This window comes from bacterium (genome assembly GCA_030654305.1).
Taxonomy (GTDB): domain Bacteria; phylum Krumholzibacteriota; class Krumholzibacteriia; order LZORAL124-64-63; family LZORAL124-64-63; genus PNOJ01.
This window is the reverse complement of sequence record JAURXS010000258.1, coordinates 1-3,692: the sequence shown is the minus strand read 5'-3', so window position 1 is coordinate 3,692 and position 3,692 is coordinate 1. Positions and strand designations below refer to the sequence as shown.

Sequence of the window (3,692 nt, the reverse complement as noted above, 5' to 3'; positions counted from 1 at the left end):
CGCACGGCCGCGTCACGGTGCGCTCGGCGACGGCCCTGACGGGCGCGAACCGCAACACCGTCAAGGCCCACCTGCAGCGCTTGGTCGCCGAGGGCCGGCTCGCCCGTCGCGGGCAGCGCTAGGGCACCTGGTACGAGCTGCCGGGCGGTGTTGAAGTCGACCCCCCGAAGACGTAGAATCGTACCCGCTTCCCGCTGCAGGCCGGCGGCGCCCTGTCCCGGATCCCTCAGTGGGTCACAGCACTGGACAAGGGGGTTTGCCATGTGCCGCCGGCTGCTGCGTTGTTACGTCCGTGCTGCGCTCTTGCTGTTGGTCACCCTGCCCCTGCCCGCACTAGCCGGCCAGATCGAGCGGGTGCTCCTGCCGACGCCACCGGGGGGCGGCGTGGGCACGAGCATCCTGCCCTCCGACGATGCGATGATCTCGGGACCCCGCCGCGGCGAACCACGGGACGAACAGCCGTCCCCGCCGATGGGGGCGGACAAGGATCTGCGTTACGAAGTGGTCGGCGGCGACGACGTCCTGGCGTACGCATCCGGCGACGATTTGACCAACGTCAGTCTCGACATCGCCGCCAACGGCGATCTCTACGCGGCAGTCGAGGCCGACATCGGCACCTCCAGCGAGATCCGGATCCTGCGCTCGACCGATGGCGGCGGTCATTGGTCGCTGTGGGCGACGCTGACCGTTCCGGGTTCGAACGCCTCGCTGACCGATCCCTGGCTGCGCGTGGCCGAAGGCAACCAGAACCGCTGCTACGTGGCCTACGTGCTGTCCATCCCCGCCGCCGGCATTTCCCAAGTCCACGTGACCTGGTCGACGCTGGGCCTCGCCGCGGGTTCCTTCGCCACGGACCTCACGGTGATGAGTCAGGCGGGCGTGACGTTCGACAGCCCGCGCTTCGCGACCGACGCCGTGTCCTTCGCCAATTACTACCTGTACCTGGTCGCCACCGGCTACGACGCGGCCGGCGCCGACATCTGGTATGCCCGCAGTGTCGACTACGGCGCCACCTTCGAGGGGGCCTACCAGATCGCCTCCCTGACCAACCCGGGCCTGCTATACGTGGAGGCGGACGTCAGCTACGGCTTCGGAGGCTACGTCCACGTGGTGTGGGAGTTCCGGTCGGCCGACGACAGCTTCGACGCGGCCCTGCGCCACCGGCGAGCCTCGAGCTACGGCGGCGGCGGCATCGGTTCCTGGAACACCATCATCGCACTGAGCGGGACCACGAACGGGATCTGGGAGCGGCAGCCCCGGATCGCCGCCTCCTCGACGGGCAACGAGGTTGTCGTGGTGCACGACCGCGCCACGCCCTACAGCCCCGGATACCTGATCCTGGACCCGGGCACCTTCGCCTCGACGAACCAGGGTCTCAGCTTCCCCTCCTCCGCGATCAACGTCGGCGGGTTGTTCCCCGAACAGCTCGAGCATCGGGCCGGGGACAACATCTGGCTGCTCGCCGGCAACCGGTTCGATGGTTTCGCGGTGCAGCGGGCGACGGCGGCCGCGCCGACGAGTTGGTCGCAGTGGGAGGAATTCGCCGACGCGGACTACTCCGGCGGTTACACGGCGGCGCAGGACTGCGCTCTGGCGCTCGACCCCGCGCACGACCAGCGCATCGCGATGATCAAGAGCGTGACCAGACTCGTGTCCGCCGGTACCGACTCGCTCATGTTCGACGCGGAATGGCGCCGCGACCCCGGCTACCCGAACCTCGTCGACGGTTTCCCGCGCGTCCTGAGCGCCGAGCCGATTTCCGATCCGGCGATCGTGGACCTCGACGGCGACGGACTGGCCGAGATCGTCTTCTCCGACGCGGGCGGGGCGGTCCACGCGGTCCACAACACCGGCGCCGATCTGCCCGGCTGGCCGGTCGCGACCGGCGCCGCGCTTTCCGAGGGCCCGGTCGCCGTCGGCGCGCTGGACCTTTCCGGCGAACTGTCGGTCGTGGTCGGCACGATCGACGGCCGCGTCTTCGCCTTCGCTCCGGACGGCTCGCCGCGCGACGGCTGGCCGTACCAGATGCCGGCCGTGGCGCCGGTCTTCGTCTCGATCGGCGCCGTCGGCGGCCCCTACCCCCGCAGCGTGGTGGCGGTCGGGGGCGCCTTCCTGCGCATCCTCGATTCGCACGGCACCCATGTGCCTTCGCCGTGGGGTTGGAACCTGACCGGCGCCGCCTCCTACCCGGCGGCGATCGGCAACATCGACGCCGATCCCGCCGCCGAGATCGTCTGCACGTTCGGCTCCACGGTCTGGATGTTCGACCGCATCACTGGGGTCGGCAACCAGCTGCGCACGTTGCCGGCGCCGCCATCGGAAGCCGTCTCGCTCGGAGACCTCGATCTCGACGGCGATGCCGAGGTGCTCGTGCCGACGAGCAACGGTACCCTGTATGCGGTCAACAGCAACGGCACCGAGCAGCCGGGCTCCTGGCCCTTCGTCTCCGCTTCGGCCTCGCCGCTGTCGCGGCCGGCGATCGCCAACTGCCTGGGCATGCCCGAGCTCGAGGTCGCGGTGGCGGCCCGCAGCTGGAGCGTGCACCTGCTCAAGGACGACGGCCTCCAGCAGGCCGGTTTCCCGGTCGGCAGCGACGGCTGGCTCATCTACGGCTCGCCGATCCTGGGCATGCTCGAGGACGGCACCTCCGCCGACGTGGTTTTCGGCGCCCGCGGCAACAAGGCCTGGGCCTGGAGCAACCTCAGCGCGCTGCTGGACGGCTGGCCGAAGGAACTGGCCGACAGCGTCTACCAGACGCCGGCCATGGGCGATCTTGACGGCGACGGTCTGCCGGAACTGGTCTTCCTGGGCACGAGTCGGCTCTACGCCTACCACGTGAACCAGAGCGCCGGATACGCCTCCCGGACCTGGCTGATGTACGGCTACGACCCGGCGCGCACCGGCTGCGCGAACTGTCCCGAGGACGTCACGACCGCGGTCGGCGACGGCGGCGGCGTGACGCGGGTCAGCTTTGCGCCGCCCTCGCCCAACCCGGTGAGCGGCGACGCGGTGTTCGCGTTCGCGACGCCGGTGCGATCGGTGGTCGAGCTGGTCGTCCACGACCTCAGGGGCCGCCGCGTGCGGACCGTGACGCGGACCGAGATCGAACCGGGAAGCCACGTCGTGGGCTGGGACGGTCGCGACGACGAGGGCCGCCCTCTGTCCAGCGGCCAGTACCTCGCGACCTTGCAGGTGCGCGGGCCCGGGCTCGATCAGAGTCTGACGCGCAAGCTCAGCGTCGTGCACTGAACCGCCGGCCGGGTCCCGACGTTCGACAGGGCCGCGCTCCCCGGGGATCGCGGCCCTCACTTCACAAGCGCCGGAAACCGACCAACCGTGCTATCTTGCACGGCGACGTCCCATCCGATCGGGGTCGAACCCGCAACCCGGAGATGCGAACGATGAAGAGAACGATCCCGGCCGCGACCGCGGCGCTGTTCCTCCTGCTTGCGGTCGCCGGCGCCGTGTCCGCCGCGGAGACCGCCCCGGTCTTCGCCGACCGCTTCCTCGACGAGACGCTGCGCGTCGACTACTTCCACACCGGGGCCGCGGGGGAAGAGTTTGTCGCGCTGGACCGCGTGCACCGCCAGGGGACCTGGGCGGGCAACCTCGTGCACCTGGTCGACTGCCTGGACCTGGGGCGCTACCTGGCGGTCGCGACGGACGTCGCCACCGGCGAGGTGATCTTCTCG

Annotated in this window: 2 protein-coding genes; both read left to right on the top strand. The window is 70.4% G+C overall.

Features of this window, described 5'->3' with window-relative positions; all coding sequences use genetic code 11:
• The first annotated feature begins 261 nt into the window (after window positions 1-261).
• Window positions 262-3,249 carry a FlgD immunoglobulin-like domain containing protein gene (locus Q7W29_07410; GenBank protein MDO9171640.1) on the top strand — a complete coding sequence of 996 codons (2,988 nt, stop codon included), beginning with the start codon at window positions 262-264 and terminating at the stop codon, window positions 3,247-3,249.
• A gap of 152 nt (window positions 3,250-3,401) precedes the next feature.
• A partial coding sequence (locus tag Q7W29_07405; protein MDO9171639.1) for a peptidase M64 N-terminal domain-containing protein occupies window positions 3,402-3,692 on the top strand: 291 nt, incomplete at its 3' end.

What these genes read in the sequence shown, in the direction of transcription:
- Q7W29_07410 (MDO9171640.1), top strand. Translation starts at nt 262, where the DNA reads ATGTGCCGCCGGCTGCTGCGTTGTTACGTCCGTGCTGCGCTCTTGCTG.